We start from the raw sequence: 19,333 nt of genomic DNA, 5'->3' as shown, positions 1-19,333 counted from the left end.
TATCGAGACCCACCGACGTCAGCAGGGCGGGTCTGCAGACTCCCGTTCCGGCACCGGCGGATCTCGATACGCCCGCTCCGCGGGCTACTCGATCAGCATGAGCGTCCCCAGCTCGACGAAGTGCGTGCGCGGTTCGACATGCCCGAGGTGACCTGCGCCCCGCAGCCGCACGCCGCAGGTAGCTCGATGAACGCAGTAGTGCGCTAACAATCACGCGAACCAGCAGTGGCGTGCCTATTGCGCCGTGCTGATAGTGCGCTAACATTGCTTCATCCCACCCCACAACAAAGGAGTTGACGTGACTGAGCCGTACACCGTCGTTGCCCTCTCGCCCCTGCAGATCCCGATCGTCGAGCCGGAGGACGCGGTCCGCAACACCAAGCGGATCATCGGATTCATGCGCACCGCCGTCGGCATCGCCTCGACCGAGGGCTACCCCGTGAAGCTCGTCGTGATCCCCGAGATGGCGATCCAGGGCATGCACATGGCCTTCAAGGCGGGCGACCGCGAGGCCGAGAAGAAGTTCGCCCGGACCATCCCGGGCCCCGAGACCGACGAGCTGGCGAAGGCCGCCCGCGAGCTCGGCACCTACATCGCCGGCGAGCTCTACCTCGTCGCCGACGACGACTTCCCCGGCCGCTACTTCAATGTCGCGTTCATGATCGACCCGGCCGGCGAGGTCGTCTACCGTCGCGCGAAGGCGACCAGCGACGGCTTCGAGGGCGGCACCCTCGGCACCACCAACCCGCACGACCTCTGGGACGAGTGGGTGGAGAAGAAGGGCGGCGGCGACGCGCTCGAGGCGATCTACCCCGTCGCGAAGACGCCGGACATCGGCAACATCGGCTACGTCATCTGCCACGAGGGGGCCTACCCCGAGATCGCCCGCGGTCTGGCGATGAACGGCGCCGAGGTCATCATCCGCGCCACCCTGATCGAGCCGCAGACGATGAACGGGTTGTGGGAGGTCCAGAACCGCGCTCACGCGATGTTCAACAACGCGATCGTGGTCGCCCCGAACCTCGGCCCCGAGCTCGGCCCGGACGGCGTGCTCAACGACCTCTTCGGCGGCCAGTCGATGATCGTCGACCACAAGGGCACGGTCATCGTGAAGCAGGAGGGGCTCACCCCCGGCGACAGCTTCGTCAGCACGGTCATCGACATCGACGCCCTGCGCCGCGCCCGCCAGTCCAACGGCGTCTTCAACGGCTTCAAGGATCTGCGCACCGAGCAGTACGCGGCGATCTACGCGAAGCCGATCTACCCGAAGAACCAGTACCTCGAGGCGCCGCCGGAGGCCGGCTGGCTCGCCCGCGAGCGCGCGACGCGTCAGCGCAACATCGATCTGCTGATCGAGCGCGGTGTCTTCACCGCGATCGACACTCCCGCGGCGAGCGAGCTGCAGGCCGACGAGGAGACGCTCCAGCTGCAGGACTCGGCGCTCTAGGCGCCGGCCGCAGGCCCTCTGCCCCTGCCCCTGCCGGGCCGGGCCGCCCTCCCCGCGGCCCGGCCCCCTCCTCCCACGACCTCCCCCGCACGCCCCTCCCTCCTCCCACGACCCCCCTGCACGACCCCCCCCGCACGACCCCGATCACCCTCACGAAGAAGTGGAACGCATGATCATGTCCGAGAACACCCGCATCCGGCGCCGCCTGCTCGTCGGCACCACCCTCCTCGTCGCGGCGGCCTTCGCCCTCAGCGGCTGCCGGGCCGGCACCGACGAGTCGTCGGCGGACAAGGCGACCGGCCAGGGCCTCGTCATCGGCTGGAGCCAGCGCGGCATCAGCGGCAGCGACTGGTGGAAGACCCTCGTCGAGGGCGGCCAGGCCGAGGCCGAGAAGCTCGGCGCGACCATCCAGCTCCTCGACGCGAACGGCGACACCGTCCGGCAGAACTCCGACGTCCAGACCCTCGAGACCAAGAACGTCGACGTCGTCGTCATGAACCCGAACGACCCGATCGGCGTCGGGCCGTCCGTCGCCTCGCTGGCGGACGCCGGCATCCCGCTGGTCACCGTCAACTCGAGCCTCGACGCGTCCCTCGTGCCCGACATGTTCTGCTACGTCGCGGAGGACCAGGAGTACACCGGCTCGCTCGCCGGCACCGAGGCCGCGAACCAGGCGCTCGCGCGCTTCGACGGCGGCGCGGTCAAGATCCTCGGCATCGGCGGCTTCCCCGGCGACGTGCTCAGCGACCTCCGCTTCAACGGCTTCAAGGAGGGCTTCGACGCCGTCATGGCGGAGCACCCCGACACGGAGGTGACCTACCTCGACACGAAGTACGGCGAGTGGAAGCCCGACAAGGCACTCGACCCGATCCGCGACGCGGCGACGGCCAACCCCGACCTCAACGTCGTCTACAGCATGAGCGACGTGATGAACGGCGGCGTCGTCCAGGGGCTGCAGCAGGCCGGGCTCTGGGGTCCGGACGTCCTGCTCGCGAGCTACGACGGCGGGATGGTGTCGGTCCAGCAGATGGTCGACGACCCCACCGGGCCGCTGATCGCGACCGCGTCGAACCAGCCGTGGGACCAGGGCGCCGAGGCCGTCCGGATGGCGGTGGCCGCCTACAACGGCGACACCGAGGCCTGCCCCGACAAGACGCTCTACATCGACACGACGGTCGTCACGCCGGAGAACGCCGCGGACTACCTCATCCCCGAGGACACCTACGTCCGCGCCAAGGACGACGAGTGAGCACCGCCGCCGTCGTCGACGAGCGACCGGTCGAGCTGGTCCTGGAGGGCGTCACCAAGTCCTACCCCGGCGTCCAGGCGCTGAAGGGCGTCAGCTTCGCGGTCCGCCGCGGCAGCATCCACGCCCTGGCCGGCCAGAACGGCGCGGGCAAGTCGACCCTCGTCAAGATGCTCTCCGGTGCGGAGGCCCCGGACGCGGGCACGATCACCCTCGGCGGGGTCGTGCAGCGCTTCCGGGACCCGGCCGAGGCGCAGGCCGCCGGCATCCACACCATCTACCAGGAGCTCAGCCTCGTGCCGTCGCTGACCGTGGCCGAGAACATCTTCCTCGGCCAGCTGCCGCTGAAGGCCGGTCGCGTCGACTGGGCGCGGATGAACGCCGAGGCGCGCACCGCCCTCGCCCGGGTCGGCTTCGACCTGGACGTCCGGCTGCCGGTCTCCCGCTTCTCGGTCGCCGAGCAGCAGGCGGTGGAGCTCGCCAAGGCCCTGCGCAAGAACGCGCGGGTCCTGCTGCTCGACGAGCCGACCTCGACCCTGCCGCGCCCGGACGTGCTCAAGCTCTTCACCGTGCTGCGCCGGCTGGCGGAGGAGGGCGTCGCGCTGATCTTCATCTCGCACCGGATGGACGAGGTCTACTCGCTCTGCGACTCCGTCACCGTCCTGCGCGACGGGGTCGCCGCGGCGAGCATGACCACGGCGGGCAGCACGCCGGCCGACGTCGTCACCGCGATGATCGGCAAGAGCCTCGAGGGCTCGATCGCCGACGCCGCGCTGCGCGGCGAGCGCAGTCCGCGGCTGGGCTCCGGCGGTGGCGAGGAGGTCCTCCTCTCCGTCTCCGGGCTGAGCGAGGAGGGCCGCGTCGAGGACGTCTCGTTCGAGCTGCGCCGCGGCGAGGTCCTCGGGATCGCCGGTCTGATCGGCAGCGGGCAGTCCGAGCTGGCGGGGCTGCTCGCCGGCGCCCGGCGCTCGACCTCGGGTCGGATGCGCGTGGCCGGCGAGAAGGTGGCCTTCTCCTCGCCGCGGGACGCGATCCGCCGCGGGATCGGCCTGCTGCCGCAGGACCGGAAGGCCCAGGGCTTCGTGCCCGAGCTCGGTGTCGCCGCGAACATCACCCTCGCGAGCATGCCGATGTTCAGCCGCTTCTCGGTGCTCGACATCCGGCGCGAGCGCCGGGTCGCGCTCGAGATGATCGAGCGGCTCGGGATGAAGGTCTCCGGCGTCGACCAGCCGATGAGGACCCTGAGCGGCGGCACGCAGCAGAAGGGCATCCTCGCCCGCTGGCTGGTCCGATCCTCCACGCTGCTGGTCTGCGACGAGCCGACCCGCGGTGTCGACGTGGGCGCCAAGGAGGACATGTACGAGCTCCTGCGCGCTTTCGCCGACTCCGGCGGCACCGTGATCCTCGCGAGCTCGGAGATCTCCGAGGCGATGATGTGCGACCGCGTCCTCGTCATGGCCGGCGGCCGCGTCGTCGCGGAGTTCGACCACGACGACATCGATCCGAGCGGCACCACGCTCCTCGAGCGCCTCGCCTGACGGGCGATCCGCGACTCTCCCTCCCGCCGGCGCCGCCGGCCCCCACGACCTCAAGGACGAGAACACCATGCCGAAGAACACCCTCGACCGGCCGCCCGCCTCGCGGCGACCGGACACCTCCTCCTTCGCGGCGGTGACGCAGCGGCCGACGTCCGCGGCGGGCGCCCTCGCCCGCCGCGTCCTGCCCAAGAGCTACCTCGTGCTCGTGCTGATCGCGATCATCATCGCGGGCTACTACGTCTCCGCCGACTTCCTCACCCTGCGCAACGCCGAGAACGTGATCGCGGCGGCCTCGATCGTCGCCGTCCTCGCGGTCGGGCAGTTCTTCGTGGTCCTCACGGGCGGCATCGACCTGTCCGTCGGCTCCACGCTGGCTCTCTCGACCGTCGTCGTCGCGCTGACCCTGCAGTCCGGGCTGTCGGCCGAGGCCTCGGCCGCGGTCACCCTGCTGTGCTGCGCCGGAGCGGGTCTGATCAACGGCCTGCTGATCGTCTGGCTGCGCATCCCGCCGTTCATCGCGACCCTCGCGACGATGAGCGCGATCAAGGGCTTCAGCTACATCATCCAGTCGACGAGCCTGATCCAGATCCTGGACGAGCGCTTCATCGACGAGTTCTCCCGCGCCGAGGTGCTCGGGGTCCGCAGCCCCGTGCTGATCTTCGTGGTCGTCGCGATCCTCGCCGGACTCGTCGCCCGCTTCACCACGTTCGGCCGCTCGCTCTACGCGATCGGCGGCAACCCGGAGGCGGCGAGACTGTCGGGCCTGCCCGTCGCCCGCAACCTGATCATCACCTACACGCTGTCGGGACTCCTGGCCGGGCTCGCCGGGCTCATCGCCGCCGCGCAGCTCCGGCAGGGCTCCTCGCTGATCGGAGTCGGCTACGAGCTGGACGCCATCGCGGCGGTGGTCGTGGGCGGCGCCTCCCTGATGGGCGGCAAGGGCGATCCGATCAGCGCCGTGATCGGGGTGTTCGTCCTCGCGACGATCATCAACATCATGAATCTGGTCGGGATCTCGTCCGAGCCCCAGCTGGTGATCAAGGGCGGGGTGATCATCCTCGCGGTCTTCCTCTCCAGCGCCGGCGGAGTCGCCAGGATCGGCGCGTTCGTCGGGAAGCACGCCCCCCGCCGCCGCGCCGCCCGGACGGCCTGACCCGCGTGGCCAGGGGCGCGGCGGGGCCGGGAGGCGCCCGCGGGGCGCGGATGGTCGACGTCGCGCGCCTGGCCGGGGTCTCGCAGCAGACGGTGTCCCGCGTCGTCAACGGCTCGGACAACGTGGCCGCCGATGTCCGCGAGCGGGTGGAGCGGGCGATCGCCCAGCTGCGCTACCGCCCGAATCCGGCCGCGCGGGCCCTCGCCAACCGGCGGTCGATGAACATCGGCATCGTCAGCTTCGGCCTGGCGCAGTACGGTCCGTCCGTCGCCCTCACCGGCATCGCGGACGAGGCCCGCCGCTCCGGCTACGCCACCAACCTGGTCACGCTCGGAGCGGTCGACCGCTCGAGCATGCGCTCCGCACTCGATCACCTCGTCGCCGATCTCGTCGACGGGATCGTGGTCCTCGCGCCGCTGACCTCGGCGGTGCACGCCGTCCAGGGCTTCGACGCGGCGGTGCCGCTGGTCGCCTTCGAGCCGGGCGGCGTCCCCTCCGGCTCGACCGTCGTGACGGACGAGGAGGCGGGGGCGCGGCTGGCGACCGAGCACCTGCTGGGGCTCGGCCACCGCACGGTGCACCACCTCGCCGGACCCGCCGGCTGGCTGGCCACCGAGGCGCGGATCCGCGGCTGGACCTCGGCGCTCGGCACGGCCGGCCGGGTGCTGCGCCCCGCTCTCGCCGGCGACTGGTCCACCTGCTCCGGCTACCGCGCCGGCGCCGAGCTGGCGGCCGACCCCGACCTCACGGCGGTCTACGCCGCGAACGACCAGATGGCGCTCGGCCTGCTCGCCGCGTTCGCCGACGCGGGCCTCCGGGTCCCCGCCGACGTCAGCGTCGTCGGCTTCGACGACATCCCCGAGGCGCGCTACTTCCGCCCCGGCCTCAGCACCGTCCGCTTCGACTTCGAGGCGGTCGGCCGCCTCGCCGTCGACCGCATCCTCGCCCTGATGGGCGCCGACGACGTCCAGCACGTCACCATCCCCGCCGTGGGCGCCGACCTCGTGCCGCGCGCCAGCACCGCGGCGCCCCGCTCCAGCCATCGACCACCCGCCTGACCAGGCCTCTCGAGAGAAGGAACCACCATGACCATCGACAGCACCGGAGCCGCCGTGCGCGCGTTCGGCCGCACCGACCTCGCCGTCTCGAGCGTCTGCGTCGGCACCAGCGCGCTCGGCAGCTTCCCCGCCCAGTACGGCTACGAGGTGAGCACCGACGTCGCCGTCGCGACGATCCGCCGCGTCTTCGAGGGGCCCTTCACCTTCATCGACACCTCGAACGAGTACGGCGGCGGCGACAGCGAGCGCCGCATCGGCTCCGCGATCCGCGAGAACGGCGGAGTCCCTGACGGCGTCGTCGTCGCGACGAAGGTCGACCCGCTGCCGGGCTCGAGCGACTTCTCGGGCGACCGCGTGCGCCGCTCCGTGGAGGAGAGCCGGGAGCGCCTCGGCCTCGACGTCCTGCCGCTCGTCTACCTGCACGACCCCGAGAAGATCACCTTCGAGGAGGGGACCGCTCCCGGCGGCCCGCTCGAGGCGCTGCTCCGGCTGCGCGACGAGGGCGTCATCCGCTACCTCGGCGTCGCCGGCGGACCGATCGATCTCGAGCTGCAGTACCTCGCCACCGGCGCCTTCGACGCCGTGATCAGCCACAACCGCTACACCCTCGTCGAGCAGACCGCGGTGCCGCTGATCGAGGACGCGCACGAGCGCGGCGTCGCGTTCGTCAACGCCGCGCCCTTCGGCGGCGGCATGCTCGTGAAGGGCCCGCGCGCCGTCCCGCGCTACTGCTACGCGCCCGTCGGCGATCGCACCCTCGCGCGCGTGCTCGAGATGGAGCGGCTCTGCGCCGACTTCGGCGTGCCGCTCGCGGCCGCCGCGCTGCAGTTCTCCACCCGCGACCCGCGCGTCGCCTCGACCATCGTCGGCATGTCCGAGCCCGACCGGATCCAGCAGACCCTCGACCTCGCCGAGACCCCGATCCCGCAGGAGCTCTGGGACGCCCTGCTCCCGCTCGCCGCGGTCGGCCGCGACGGCCTCGAGAAGTGATCCCGCGGTCCCCGGCCCGCGCGGTCCTCGACACGAAAGGAACACCCGCATGACCAGCATCAAGAACCCCGAGCCCGTGGACGTCGTCATCGTCGGCGCCGGAGCGGGCGGCGCGACCGCCGCGAAGGTCCTCACCGAGGCCGGGCTGCGCGTCGTCGGCCTCGAGCGCGGCCCCTGGCTGAAGCCCGAGCACGCCTCCGGAGACGAGCTGAAGTACCTCAACCGCAACTTCATCTGGCAGGACCCGAAGCTCAAGCCCCGCACGTACCGCCAGAACGAGAGCGAGGAGGCGGTCGTCACCAACTTCTCCGCCACCCCGCAGGTCGTCGGCGGCGGCACCACGCACTGGGGCGGCATGGTCCCGCGCATGACCGAGTCCGACTTCAAGCTCCGCTCGCTGCACGGCGACGTCGAGGGCGCGAGCCTGGTCGACTGGCCGATCAGCTACGACGAGCTCGAGCCGTACTACACCCGGGTGGAGTGGGAGTTCGGGACCTCCGGCCTCGCCGGCGCGAACCGCTGGGAGGGCCGCCGCTCGAAGGGCTACCCCACCAAGCCCTCGCCGCTCAGCCAGATCGGCCGCACCTTCGCCACGGCGATGGACCGGCTCGGCCACTCGACCTTCCCGATGCCGCAGGGCATGGTCACCGAGCCCTACCGCGGCCGGCAGCCGTTCAGCGAGAACGGGTTCTGGCAGCAGTACCCGGACCCGGGCACCGGCAAGTCGTCCACGCTGATCAACTTCATCCCGGACGCCGTCGCGACCGGCCTCTACGATCTGCGTCCCGACTGCTACGTCAGCGAGATCCTGGTCGGCCCGGACGGCCGGGCCACCGGCGTGCGCTACCAGGACGAGGACGGCAACGAGTTCGTGCAGAAGGCGAAGGCGGTGATCGTCGCCGGCGGCGGCATCGAGACGCCGCGTCTGCTGCTGATGTCGAAGTCCGCGCTGTTCCCCGACGGGCTCGCGAACGGCAGCGGTCAGGTGGGGAGGAACGCCACCTTCCACCAGTACTCGTTCTCCGTCGGGCTCTTCGACCGGGAGGTGAGCGACCCGCTCTACGGCTGGGCCGGCCACTACATGAGCCTGTGCTCGTTCGACTTCTACGAGACCGACGCCAGCCGCGGCCACATCCTCGGCTCGCTGATCTTCCCCTCGATGATCGGCCACCCCGTCAACTGGAGCTTCCCCGGCCGCCCGAGCTGGGGCCAAGCCGCCAAGGACGCGGACCGGGAGCTGTTCAACCACTCGATGAAGATCGGGATCCTCCTGCACGACCTCCCGCGCGAGAGCAACCGGGTCGACCTCGACCCGACGGTGAAGGACGCCTGGGGCCTCCCGGTCGCCCGGATCACCCACACCCCGCACCCGAACGACTTCGCGCAGGAGAAGTGGCAGGTCGCGAAGAACGGCGAGATCCTCGAGGCGGCCGGTGCCGCGAAGGTCGTGCCCGTGAACATGGAGCGCATCACCGGCAACACCTCGCACGAGCTCGGCACGGTGCGGATGGGGAACGACCCCGCCACCTCCGTCGTCGACCGCTGGTGCCGCTCGCACGAGGTGCCGAACCTCTACGTCTTCGACGCGAGCTTCTTCCCGACGGCGACCGGCATCAACCCGGCGCTGACGATCATGGCGAACGCCTGGCGCTGCAGCGACCGCATCATCGCGGTCGACTCCCGCGGCTGGTCGTCGGACGACTGAGCCCGCGCGCGGCACCGCGCACCACATCATCACGAACCGGCAAGAGAGGACATCATCATGGGACAGGCAGAGTGGGTGACCGTTCCCGTCTCGACGCGAGACGTCGACGGGCCGCTGTTCTTCGACCAGCACGAGTGGGACACCATCGAGGCCGCGACGGCCCGGATCATCCCGACCGACCACCATCCGGGCGCGCGAGAGGCGAAGGTCGTGCGGTTCATCGACCGCATGCTCTCGGGCACGCGGTTCGTCTTCCCCGCGGCGGACGGCATCGGCTGGCTCCGGATGGAGGGGCTCGAGGAGCAGGCCTGGCAGGAGCGGATCGACAGCCGCCGCACCTTCTACCGCGAGGGCGTCGTCGAGCTCGACCGCCTGGCCGCCGAGGCGCACGGGCGGCCGTTCGTCGAGCTGGACGACGAGCAGCAGGACGCGGTGCTCGTCGCGCTCTCGCGGGAGGAGAAGCCGGCGCGCTTCCTCTTCGCGGAGTCCGACGGCCAGGGCAGCGGAGGAGCGCCGGCCGGCAACCAGCCGGTCAACGAGGACTTCCTCGAGTTCTTCCCGCTGCTCGTGCTCAACACCCGGCAGGGCTTCTACGGCGACCCGGTCTACGGCGGGAACGAGAACCGGGTGGGCTGGGGCGTCATCGGCTTCGACGGCCCGCCGACCCTGAAGTCGACGATGGACGGCAGCTACACCACCACGCAGTACATGGTGCCCGAGGCCGAGTGGCCCTACGAGCGCCACCCCGCGGTGCTGCGCTACCGCCGGCCCTAGGACGGGCGGGGCGCGAGACAGGGCGGCGGTCCGGCGCAGGTCATAATCGGGTATGCCCTCGACCGGATCGCCGCCCCCTCCCGTCGGCCGGGCCGCGGCGTGAGCCGGGTCTCCTCGCGGGCGCACGGCCCGCGGATGGTCGACGTCGCCGCGCTCGCCGGGGTCTCCCAGCAGACCGTCTCGCGGGTGATCAACGGCGCGCCGAACGTGTCGCCCGAGATCCGCGAGCGGACCGAGAAGGCGATCGCGCAGCTGCGCTACCGTCGCAACACCGCCGCGGCCGCCCTCGCGAGCAACCGGACGATGAACATCGGCGTCGTCAGCTACTCGCTCTCGGTGCACGGCCCCTCCGTCGCGCTCTACGGCATCTCGGAGCAGGCGAGGCGGAACGGCTACTCCACGCGGCTGATCACGCTCGGCGACGTCGGCCGCTCGAGCATCCGCCACGCCCTCGATGAGCTGACCGCCGACGAGGTCGACGGCATCATCGTCCTGGTCCCGCTGGGGAGCGCGGTCGAGACGCTCCGGGGGCTCGACTCCCGCGTCCCCATCGTCACGTTCGAGCAGGGCTCCGCCCCCGGCGCGTCCAGCGTCTCGATCGACGAGGTGCACGGCGCGCAGCTCGCCGTCCGGCACCTGCTCGAGCTCGGGCACGAGACCGTCGCCCACGTCGGCGGACCGGAGGGCTGGATGGCCTCGGAGGCCCGGGAGCGCGGCTGGTCGACCGAGCTCGCGCTCGCCCGTCGCGTGGCGCGCCCCGTACTCCGGACGGCGGACTGGAGCGTCGCCGAGGGCTACCGGGCCGGCGTCGAGCTCGCCGCCGATCCCGACGTCACCGCGGTCTTCGCCGCCAACGATCCCTTCGCGCTCGGCGTCATCAAGGCGTTCGACGACCACGGGATCCGCGTTCCCGCGGACCGCAGCGTGGTCGGCTTCGACGACGTCCCCGAGGCGGGCTACTACCGGCCCAGCCTCTCGACGGTGCACCTCGACTTCGCCGAGGTCGGCCAGCTCGCCGTCGACCGGGTGTTCGCGCTGATGCGCGGCGAGGCGGTCGAGCCGCTGCCCCTGATCGCGCCCACTCTCGTCGCGCGGGGGAGCAGCGCCGCGCCGCGCTGAGCGTCGCTGCTCCGGTTCTCCGGCAGGCGGCTCAGACCCCGTGGATCTCGACCGGCAGTCCGTCCGGGTCGCGGAGGAAGAACATCGCCCGCCCGGTGTGCGGGTCCGTGCGCAGGGGCTCGCACGCGACCCCGCGTCGGACGAAGTCGGACCGCACCGCCGCCGGGTCCGCCGCGGCGAGGGCGAGGTGCCGCAGCCCCAGCGCCTCCGGATCGGACACCCGCTCGGGCGACGACGGGAAGGTGAACAGCTCGAGCAGGTACTCGCCGTTCAGGCTCAGGTTCGCCATCCACGATCCGCGCTCCTCGCGCAGCACCTCCGAGTCGAGGCGGAAGCCGAGCACGTCGAGGTAGAACCGCTTGGCGCGCTCGTAGTCGCTCACGATGATCGCGACGTGGTGCAGCCCGAGCAGCGCGCTCATCGGGGATTCGTTCCGGTCACGGTGCCCCAGCGTAGCGACGCGTCCTTCCGCCGCAGGTCCTTCCAGCGCAGGTCCTTCCAGCGCAGCGCCGGCCGCTCGACCAGCCACCACGAGGCCACCGCGAGCAGGAGCGTCACCGCCACGACGAGCGCCAGGTCCGCCGCCATCGGCAGCCGCCCCAGCACCTCCAGCACGAGCTGCTGCACCGGATAGCTCCACAGGTACAGCCCGTAGGAGAAGTCGCCGAACCGCGCCGCCCGCCGCAGCACCGGCAGCGACCCGGTGCCCACCACGATCACGAGCACCGGCAGCGCGACCCAGAGCGCGACCTGCTGCAGCGGAGTCCCGGCCGCGAGCAGCAGCACCGTGAGCGCCACGACGCCGGCCGGCCAGCGCAGCCATGCGGCCGGCACCAGCAGCCGCACCGCCGCGGCCGCCGCGAAGAACGCGCACAGCTCCGCGGAGGACCCGAGCGCTCCGCCCAGCCCCGTCACCACCGCGAGCCCCACGAGCGCCACCACCGCGAGCACACCGCGAGCCCGCCCCGGCACCCACCGCAGCGCCAGCACCCCGAGGTAGCAGCAGAACTCCACCCCGAGCGTCCACAGCGAGCCGTTCACCGCCGGCCGCGCGTGCACCGCCGAGTCGAAGACGCCCGGCAGCTCGTACTGCGCCAGCAGCGGCACGTTGAGCGCATAGGCCCAGGTCTGCGGCGAGGAGAAGTACGCCCCGACCGGCAGCGACGACACCAGCGGCCCCAGCACGAGCATGCTCACCGCGACCACGACGATCAGCGCCGGGAAGATCCGCAGCACCCGGTGCCAGAGGAACCGGCCGGCGCTCGGCGCCCGCTCCATGCTCCCCGCGATCAGGAACCCGCTGACGCAGAAGAACACCGAGACGCCGAGCGAGTGCACGGGCAGCCCGAGCAGCCGCGGCGCCGGCTCGCCGAGCAGCACGGCGCCGTGCCCGACGACGACCATCAGCGCGGCGACCAGCCGCAGGGCGTCGAAGTCGTTGCCGCGCGCAGTCACGCCCTCACCGTAGAGGGCGCGAGCGACACCGCGAGCATCAGTCGAAGCGCATCCCCTCCGGCCGCGGCGGCAGCACGAACAGGATCAGCAGGAACACCGCGCCCGCGATCGGGATGAACAGCGCGAAGATCCACATCCCGCTGCGGTTCACGTCGTGCAGCCGCCGCCAGATCAGCGCGAGCGAGGGCACCAGAGTGCCGAGCGCGATCGCCCCGGCCAGCACGGCCACCCACGGCGTCGCGAAGTCCAGCTCGCCCGAGCGGAACGGCGTGAACGACAGCTGCAGCCCCGGCTCCGAGCCGTCGATCAGCTGCAGCGCGAGGTTCAGCAGGGTCCCGGCGAGGATGATCCACCAGTACTCCGCGCGGCTCGCCCTGCCGCGGAAGCGCGCGTACTGCGAGAAGAAGCGCCGGATCGCGGCGAGCGGAGGAGCACCGTAGTACGGCTGCCCGGGAACGGGGATCGTGCTCTGACTCATGCGCTTCACGCTATCCCGCACTCGTCGGGCAGGTCGTCGTCCGCGGGGAGGAGGCGCCTCGCCCTAGCGGACCGCCGCGGCCTGCTCGCGCCGCACCGCGGCCGACGAGCGCGCCTCCACGATCAGGCTCACCACGAGTCCGACCGCGATCATCACGATCGCCACCCACGGCAGCAGGTCGAGTCCGCTCAGGTCGATGGTCAGCCCGCCGACGATCGCGCCGCCGCCGATGCCGATGTTGAACGCGGTCGTCTGCAGCGCCGCGGCGAGGCTGCGCAGCTGGAACGAGGAGGTGCGCAGCATCCGCGTCTGCAGCATCGCCGGGATGCCGCCGAACGCGATGTTCCAGACGATCGCCGCGACGACGATCGCGACCGTGGCCTGCGAGCCGGCGGCCAGCCCGAGCGCGACCAGCGCGAGCACCACGGCGATCGCCGCGACCACGAAGCCGGAGCGCGGGAAGCGGTCGGTCGCGAAGCCGGCGAGCACGAGGCCCACCGCGCCGGCGCCGCCGAACGCGAAGAGGAGGAGCGGGACGCTGTCGGGGGAGAAGGACGCGTTCTCGAGCCACGGCGTGACGTAGGTCGAGAGCGTGTTCTGGCCGATCAGCACCAGCAGGATGACCACGCAGACGCCGATGATGCGCGGCAGGCTGCGGTCCTTGCGGGCGGGCAGCCGGATCTCGCCGGTGCGCAGCGGGATGCTGTGGTCGACCGCGGGCAGGAACTTCACGACCAGCAGCGCCAGCAGCAGCACGATCGCGCCGAGGATCGCGAACGTCGGACGCCAGCCGAACGCGTGGCCGAGCGCGGTGCCCACCGGCACGCCGAGGACGAAGGCCGCCGAGCCGCCGCCGGCCGTGATCGCGGTCGCCCGGCCGAGGTGCTCCGGAGCGACGAGGTGTGCCGAGTAGGCGGCGACGATCGCCCAGAACAGTCCGTGCGCGAGTCCGCCGAGGATGCGCGCGCCGACCAGCAGCGCGAACGTCGGCGCGAGCGCGGCCAGCACGTTCGCGACCGCGATCGTGCACAGCGCGACGAGGAGCAGGCTCTTCCGCGAGAACCGCTGCGTCACCAGCGTCAGCGGCGTCGTCGCGATGACGACGGTCGCCGCGAAGATCGTCACCAGCTGACCGGTCAGCGGGATGCTCACGCCGAGGTCCCGCGACATGTCCGGGATGAGGCCGGTCGGCAGGAACTCGCTGGTCACCGAGACGAAGACGGCGCCGGCGAGGGTGAGCAGGCCGATCCAGGGGAAGGCGGCGGGGGCGGTCGTGGTGGTGGTGGTCTTGCTGGTGCGCGGAGGGGTGTTCACGGTGTCCTGAGGGAGGAGGGGCGGGCGGCGACCATCAAGCCTCGCACGCCCCGGCCCCCCTCAGGTGTCCGGGGGATTACTTCACGACGGTGCTCCTACTTCACGACGCCTTACTTCACGACGGTCTTGGCCGCGCTCGTCTTGCTCAGCGTCGTGTAGCCCGCCTTCGTGCCGGTGACCGTCACCGTGATCGCCTTGCCCGCGTCCGCCGACACCGTCTTGTAGGTCGCCGACGTCGCGCCCGAGATCGCCGTGCCGCCGCGCTTCCACTGGTAGCTCAGCGTGACGGGGGCCGGGCTCCAGGTCCCGGGCACCGCGGTGAGGGTCTGGCCGACCTTCGCCGTCCCGGTGATCGTCGGGGTCGCGCCGGTCAGCACGCCGCCGGTGACGACCGCGGTGGTCGCGCTGGTCTTGGTGGCGGGGGAGTAGCCGGTTTTCGTGGAGGTGACGCTCACGGTGATCGTGGCGCCGGCGTCGGAGGCCTTGAGCACGTAGGTCTTCGCGGTGGCGCCGGAGATGTAGGTGCCGCCGTTCTTCTTCCACTGGTAGCTCAGCGTCGTGCCCGCGTCCCAGGTGCCGGGGTTCGCGGTGAGGGTCGAGCCGACCTTCGTCGTGCCGGTGATCGTCGGCGTCGGCATGAGCGTCTGCAGCGCTGCCTTCGCGGTGACCGCAGCGCTGGTCTTCGTGACCGCGGTGTAGCCGGACTTCGTGCCGGTGACCGCGACGGTGATCGCCGCGCCGGCGTCGGCCGCGACGAGCGTGTAAGTCGTCGCGGTGGCTCCGCTGATCGCGGTGCCGTTCCGCTGCCACTGGTAGGCGAGCGTCACGGGCGAGGGCGTCCACGTGCCCGGGACAGCGGTCAGCTTCTGCCCGACGGTCGCGGTACCGGTGATGGTCGGCGTCGCTCCGGTGATGACCGCGCCGTTGGTGACGGCCGCGGTCGTCGCACTGGTCTTGGTCGCGGGGGAGTAGCCGGTCTTGGTGCCGGTGACGGAGACGGTCAGCGTCGCTCCGGCATCACTCGCCTTGAGGACGTAGGTCTTCGCGGTGGCGCCGGAGATGTAGACGCCGTTGTTCTTCTTCCACTGGTAGCTGAGCGTGACGCCGGAGTCCCAGGTCCCGGGATTCGCGGTGAGCGTCGATCCGACGGTGGTGCTGCCCGAGATGGTCGGCGTCGGCATCAGCGTCTGCAGCGCCTGCTTGATCGTGGTCGACGAGCTCGTCATCGTGCTCGGAAGCAGACCAGTCTTCGTCCCGGTGACGGAGACCGAGAGGGCGGTTCCGGCGTCGGCAGCGATCACTTGGTAAGTCGAAGCGGTGGCGCCGCCGATCACCACGCCGTTCCGTCTCCACTGATAGCTGAGATCGACGGGCGCGGGCACCCAGGTGCCAGGCGCCGCGGTGAGGGTCTGCCCGACGGAGCCTTCACCGCTGATAGTCGGAATAGGACCGCTGACGGTCGTGGCATTCCCGACCGTCACGGTTGCGCCTGCCGACGTGATCTGACCGACGGACACGATGAGCCCGTCGCTGGACGTCCACGACTGTCCGGGGAGGAGGCTTGCGCCGAACGTGGAGATTCCATCCTCCGGCCTGACGTCGATGAGGCTCGCACCTGAATCCAAGCTGCCGGATGCGGCTCCAGAGGCGTGGACGAGAACACCTTCTGTACCGTGCCAAGGAAGCCAGGAATCGAAGTCGAAAGGTTGGCGATACTCGAGCCAATAGCTCGTTCCGTCTTCACGGCGAACGACGGCGGCATGCGTGGCCGTACTGTCGTCGGCCATCGGGACGAGCGTGGCTGTTCCTCCCGCCGTGAGATCCGCCGTTCTCCCGTCGAGCCAGCCGAGGAGGGTTTTCTGCGATGCGTTGAAGTGCCCCACATTGGTGGAACTGCCCATTGCGTCGTAGGGGTCGCCGTAGTCGCTCATCGTGCAGTCACCGAGGAGCCCGCCACCGCTGCAGAGGTTGGAGTGGCTGTGCCAGAGTCCGTAGTTGTGGCCCTGCTCGTGAACAGTGACGCGCCGATCCATGTAGCCGTTCAGCCACGTGTTGGGGGCCCCGACCGTCGCCCAGCCCGCTTTGTCGGATGCGTCTCCGTAGCAGCGGGGAAAGTAGACGACGTAATTGTCGTAGCTGGCAAGGTCGAACCCCGCGGCCACGGCTGCTTCCTTCGCCTGAGCCAGGATCGAATACCCGCCCGCATAGCAACCGCCGGTCGGCCCAGCGATCTTCATCCAAGGTGTGACGTCGCCTGTCTGCCCGAGCGCGGAGTAGGAGGCGTCCCGGAACCAGCTGCTGCTGTCGTCGTACATCTGCGCTGCGGCTTGCGCGGGGGTGACCGAGTCCGGTGCGGTCCAATAGGCGAGCATCGTGAGAACGCGCGTGGTTCCTGAGGCGGGGAGTGCACCGAGGCTCCCGGTTGCGCGCGCACTGTCGGGGCTGCTGAGCGGCGTGACCGAGAGGGCGGCGATGCGGTTGCCGACGAGCCGCCCCACTACGCGCGCGACAAGATTGTTGACCGCGATATCCCCGTCCAGCTCGTAGGCGCGTTCGCCGACGAGAAGAACTTTCTGGTACTCCTCGGAGTGAGCGAGAGGCTGACCGGTACCTTCGACCAGTGCGATCGGGTCCGCGACGATCGTGCGGATCGTACCGGTCAGAGTGATCTTGGTTCCGTCGCTCGAAGCCTGTGCCGGACTGGGCGCGATGGTCGAGAACAGCATCACGAGCACTGCTGTCCAGGCGAGGGCGAGGACCCGCGCGCGGGCGGGGCGGTGTTCGGGCATGACGACTCCAGGGCGAGCGGCGAGCGGGTGGCAGTGCTGTGCCTGCGGGACCCGAGCGCGGCTGAACCACGTTCGTCGAGAAGGCTCCTCAGTGTGATGAGATTCACAGGGAGCGGATACCACCCGTTCGGGGCGGTCTGGAGAGAACTACTCAGCCGGGCGCACGGCTCGGCCGAGAGCCGGCCGCTACTGCAGCGGGTACGCGCGTCCGTTCACCAGCAGCGTGTCGCCGGCGGCGCTGTCCGGCCCGAGGTGGTCCTCGAGCGACGCGGCGGCCGTGTCGGCGGCGGCGCCCTGGGCGGCCACTCCGGTCGAGAGCAGCAGGCCGCAGGCCAGCGCGGTGATCACGGTGGTGCGGTTGCTCGGCATGCGGTTCATCGGCGTCGTCCTTGGCGTCGTGGGGGTCGCCGCCCCCGGGGTGTGGGAGCGGTTTCAGAACGCTCCGAGCCTACGGCTCCGACCCGATGCACCGCCTGGCACCTTTCTGGGGTTCCCCTGTGCGCCTTGTGGTTCGGCAGAGCGGAGGCCCCAGTCACGGACGCGCGGAGATCGCGTCCGACGCTCGGCTCGTGCTGAGGATCTGGTCTCGGAGGTCGGGCGAGAGCGAGCGGGCGACGAAGACGAGCGAGCGGCGGATGTTCTCGGGACGGCGGTCGAACACGGACTCGTTGTGAGCGAGACGGTTCCTGACATCTCGTAGGTCGGTGAGGGCGGCATGGATCTTCACGCGATCGGTGCCGGGCCGGTACGCCCGATTCAGTGCCGGCACCCACAGCGTCTTCTCGTGGAGCCCGTCCGAGAGGTAGGTCCAGAAGCCGAACATCAGTTCCGCGATGACCTTGCCGCGGGGCGTCCGCCCGCCGGCCGTGTACCTCGCGTACCTGCGGGCGGTCTTGATCGCGGCGCGCGGGGTCGCGTTCTTGTCCTGAGGCACACCGTGAGAGTCGAGAGAACGATGAACGGGCAGCAGTTGCTCGAACGACGCCTGTTCGATCCAGTCGCCGCCGCGAATTCCAGGGTGGGCGAGCAGTGCCCGGTCGTACGCGTTCCGCAGACCGACCTCGAGGTGACCGAGGTCGTGGAGCAACTCCGCCGACAGGCGTGCGTTCCACTCGTAGAAGGCGAGAGCGCGAGCGTGGTCGCCCCCTGCGGCTCGAACGTATTTAACCAAGCGCTCGACGGTGAGCCAGTCGACGATCCATGATTCAGCACTGCTCGGCATGCTCCGCCCTCCCGGCGTACAATCGACCCATCGAGAGCCTTTGATGACCGATGCCGCTCAGGCGGCATGTCCCTCTGGCCACGACACGGGAACCCCGGTATCAGGCTACTGACCCGGGGTTTTCCTCTGCCCGCCCTGGCGCCCCGCGCTGCCGCGCGCACGCCCGCCGTAGGCTGGCCGGATGACGTCCCGGGTGCGCCTCCTGCTGGCCTCGTCGCATCCCGGGCCGACCGTCACCGTCACCGTGCTGGCGACCGTGCTCGCCGCGGCGTCCGGGCACGCACCAGGGATCGTCGTCCTCGTGGCGCTCGCCGTCTTCGCCGGGCAGCTCTCGATCGGGCTGGCGAACGACTGGATCGACGCCGACCGCGATCGCGCCGTCGGCCGCACCGACAAGCCCGTCGCGCTCGGCCGGATCAGCGTCGGCGAGGTCCGCGCCGCCGCACTCGGCACCGCCGCCGTCGCCGTCGTGCTCTCGCTCCTGCTCGGGCCGGTCGCCGCCGTCGCCCACCTCGTCCTCGTCGCCGCGGGCTGGGCCTACGACGCCGGACTCAAGCGCACCGCGTTCTCCGTCGTCCCGTTCCTCGTCGCCTTCGGGCTGCTCCCCGTCGTCTCCGTCGCGGCGGGTGGTGGCCAGCTGCCGGCCTGGTGGGCGGTCGCCACGGGTGCGGTCTTCGGCGTCGCGATCCACTGCACCAACGTGCTCCCCGACCTCGTCGACGACGAGGCGACCGGCGTCCGCGGCTTCCCGCACCGCCTCGGGCTGCGCCTCTCCGGCGTCGTCGCGTTCGGCTCGCTGATGCTCGGCGCGGTGCTCGTGCTGCTCGGCCAGGTCGCCGGCGACGATCCGGTCGGCGGCCCGGGAATCGTCCTCGCCGTGGTCGCGACCGTGGCGGTCCTCGTCCTCGCGGCCGCCGGCATCCGCCTGGTGCTCACCGGCCCGCCGACCCGCACGCTGTTCCGCCTGGTGATCGCCTCGTCGCTCGTCCTCGACGTCGAGCTCGGCCTGGCGGGCGCGCGACTCGTCGCCTGACCAGCCCCCGTC

18 protein-coding genes are annotated in these 19,333 nt (G+C 71.1%); 11 read left to right on the top strand and 7 right to left on the bottom strand.

Translation table 11 applies throughout. The features are described 5' to 3' along the window. The first annotated feature begins 298 nt into the window (after window positions 1-298). The 9 genes from EDF43_RS02480 (at window position 299) to EDF43_RS02435 (ending at window position 11,030) form a co-directional block, all read left to right on the top strand. Window positions 299-1,447: a nitrilase-related carbon-nitrogen hydrolase gene (locus EDF43_RS02480; RefSeq protein ID WP_132435246.1), complete on the top strand. Its 1,149-nt coding sequence runs from the start codon at window positions 299-301 to the stop codon at window positions 1,445-1,447. 169 nt (window positions 1,448-1,616) lie between these two features. Further along, the gene (locus tag EDF43_RS02470; RefSeq protein ID WP_243646208.1) at window positions 1,617-2,696 is read left to right on the top strand and encodes a substrate-binding domain-containing protein; all 1,080 of its coding nucleotides are present in this window, start codon (window positions 1,617-1,619) and stop codon (window positions 2,694-2,696) included. Continuing rightward, on the top strand, window positions 2,693-4,231 hold the full coding sequence (locus EDF43_RS02465) for a sugar ABC transporter ATP-binding protein (RefSeq protein ID WP_132435244.1): 1,539 nt from the start codon (window positions 2,693-2,695) through the stop codon (window positions 4,229-4,231). The genes EDF43_RS02470 and EDF43_RS02465 overlap by 4 nt, the downstream gene beginning before the upstream one ends. Window positions 4,232-4,298: 67 nt before the next feature. Further along, on the top strand, window positions 4,299-5,384 hold the full coding sequence (locus EDF43_RS02460) for an ABC transporter permease (protein WP_132435242.1): 1,086 nt from the start codon (window positions 4,299-4,301) through the stop codon (window positions 5,382-5,384). Between the two features lie 50 nt (window positions 5,385-5,434). After that, complete coding sequence (locus EDF43_RS02455; RefSeq protein WP_123734625.1) at window positions 5,435-6,442, top strand: LacI family DNA-binding transcriptional regulator; 1,008 nt, start codon at window positions 5,435-5,437, stop codon at window positions 6,440-6,442. Between the two features lie 27 nt (window positions 6,443-6,469). Further along, the gene (locus EDF43_RS02450) at window positions 6,470-7,432 is read left to right on the top strand and encodes an aldo/keto reductase (protein WP_123734626.1); all 963 of its coding nucleotides are present in this window, start codon (window positions 6,470-6,472) and stop codon (window positions 7,430-7,432) included. A 49-nt stretch (window positions 7,433-7,481) separates the two neighbouring features. Then, window positions 7,482-9,137 carry a GMC family oxidoreductase gene (locus EDF43_RS02445; protein ID WP_123734627.1) on the top strand — a complete coding sequence of 552 codons (1,656 nt, stop codon included), beginning with the start codon at window positions 7,482-7,484 and terminating at the stop codon, window positions 9,135-9,137. A 75-nt stretch (window positions 9,138-9,212) separates the two neighbouring features. Further along, window positions 9,213-9,911: a gluconate 2-dehydrogenase subunit 3 family protein gene (locus EDF43_RS02440; RefSeq protein WP_243699271.1), complete on the top strand. Its 699-nt coding sequence runs from the start codon at window positions 9,213-9,215 to the stop codon at window positions 9,909-9,911. A 99-nt stretch (window positions 9,912-10,010) separates the two neighbouring features. Next, on the top strand, window positions 10,011-11,030 hold the full coding sequence (locus EDF43_RS02435) for a LacI family DNA-binding transcriptional regulator (RefSeq protein WP_347812532.1): 1,020 nt from the start codon (window positions 10,011-10,013) through the stop codon (window positions 11,028-11,030). A gap of 31 nt (window positions 11,031-11,061) precedes the next feature. On the opposite strand, the gene EDF43_RS02430 is transcribed toward EDF43_RS02435, so the two are convergent. The 7 genes from EDF43_RS02430 to EDF43_RS22250 form a co-directional block, all read right to left on the bottom strand. Beyond that, window positions 11,062-11,451, bottom strand: a complete 390-nt coding sequence (locus EDF43_RS02430; protein WP_123734629.1) for a VOC family protein — start codon at window positions 11,449-11,451, stop codon at window positions 11,062-11,064. Beyond that, the gene (locus EDF43_RS02425; protein ID WP_132435238.1) at window positions 11,448-12,485 is read right to left on the bottom strand and encodes an acyltransferase; all 1,038 of its coding nucleotides are present in this window, start codon (window positions 12,483-12,485) and stop codon (window positions 11,448-11,450) included. Before EDF43_RS02425 ends, EDF43_RS02430 begins: the two co-directional genes overlap by 4 nt. A 37-nt stretch (window positions 12,486-12,522) precedes the next feature. Further along, window positions 12,523-12,963 (bottom strand): DUF805 domain-containing protein, encoded by a 441-nt coding sequence (locus EDF43_RS02420; protein ID WP_132435236.1) that lies wholly within the window; start codon window positions 12,961-12,963, stop codon window positions 12,523-12,525. Window positions 12,964-13,026: 63 nt separating this feature from the next. Then, window positions 13,027-14,277: an MFS transporter gene (locus EDF43_RS02415; RefSeq protein WP_127888164.1), complete on the bottom strand. Its 1,251-nt coding sequence runs from the start codon at window positions 14,275-14,277 to the stop codon at window positions 13,027-13,029. 110 nt (window positions 14,278-14,387) lie between these two features. Continuing rightward, window positions 14,388-17,066, bottom strand: a complete 2,679-nt coding sequence (locus EDF43_RS02410) for a hypothetical protein (protein ID WP_132435234.1) — start codon at window positions 17,064-17,066, stop codon at window positions 14,388-14,390. Between the two features lie 186 nt (window positions 17,067-17,252). Next, the gene (locus EDF43_RS02405; RefSeq protein WP_123444478.1) at window positions 17,253-17,444 is read right to left on the bottom strand and encodes a hypothetical protein; all 192 of its coding nucleotides are present in this window, start codon (window positions 17,442-17,444) and stop codon (window positions 17,253-17,255) included. Between the two features lie 154 nt (window positions 17,445-17,598). Continuing rightward, window positions 17,599-18,000, bottom strand: a complete 402-nt coding sequence (locus tag EDF43_RS22250; RefSeq protein WP_221181068.1) for a hypothetical protein — start codon at window positions 17,998-18,000, stop codon at window positions 17,599-17,601. A 21-nt stretch (window positions 18,001-18,021) separates the two neighbouring features. Between EDF43_RS22250 and EDF43_RS22245 the strand changes: the two genes are divergently transcribed. Together EDF43_RS22245 and EDF43_RS02395 are read left to right on the top strand one after the other, a co-directional pair. Beyond that, window positions 18,022-18,270 carry a hypothetical protein gene (locus EDF43_RS22245; protein ID WP_243646207.1) on the top strand — a complete coding sequence of 83 codons (249 nt, stop codon included), beginning with the start codon at window positions 18,022-18,024 and terminating at the stop codon, window positions 18,268-18,270. Window positions 18,271-18,469: 199 nt separating this feature from the next. Beyond that, window positions 18,470-19,321, top strand: coding sequence for a UbiA family prenyltransferase (locus EDF43_RS02395; RefSeq protein ID WP_132435230.1), 852 nt, complete (start codon window positions 18,470-18,472; stop codon window positions 19,319-19,321). Window positions 19,322-19,333 lie beyond the last annotated feature (12 nt).

This window comes from Rathayibacter sp. PhB179 (assembly GCF_004345345.1).
Lineage (GTDB): Bacteria > Actinomycetota > Actinomycetes > Actinomycetales > Microbacteriaceae > Rathayibacter > Rathayibacter festucae.
This window is presented reverse-complemented; position numbering and strand designations above follow the sequence as displayed.